The 507-nt window shown below is 37.3% G+C and carries 1 protein-coding gene; it reads left to right on the forward strand.

The features are described from left to right. Positions 1-507 (forward strand): DUF389 domain-containing protein (locus QM408_RS09270; RefSeq protein ID WP_414374368.1); only part of this gene is annotated, 507 nt, incomplete at both ends.

Consider the following 507-nt stretch of genomic DNA (forward strand, 5'->3'; position numbering starts at 1 on the left):
TTTGGGATGTTCTCATTGCTATTGCTGGTGGGATTGCTGGTGTGATCGGTTCAAGGAAAAAAGAAGCAAACAATATCGTGCCAGGAGTAGCCATTGCTACAGCTTTGATGCCGCCTATCTGTACTGCAGGCTATGGTTTAGCTAATGGAAATGTACGATTTTTATTTGGGGCTCTTTATCTTTTCTTGATCAATTGTGTCTTTATCATGCTAATCAATATTGTTGGAACAAGAATTTTGATGAGAAAATCTCCCTTAAGTTCATTTAAAGAGCTAAACATTAAAATGAGAATTGGGTTGATATCCTTGATTGTATTATTGATTCTTCCGGCTAGTTATTCAGCAGTCACTCTGACGATAGATCAAGCGCGAAAAGAAGGAATCAAACAGTTTGTAGGAAAAGAGTTCGCCAATTATACGGTTATTAATCAAGTCTACAAGTCAAGTAACAATGAATTGGTCTTGACGGTTGTTGGAGATCCGATTTCAGAAGAAGAATTAGAAACAC

This window comes from Streptococcus mitis (genome assembly GCF_047464965.1).
GTDB lineage: Bacteria > Bacillota > Bacilli > Lactobacillales > Streptococcaceae > Streptococcus > Streptococcus mitis_DU.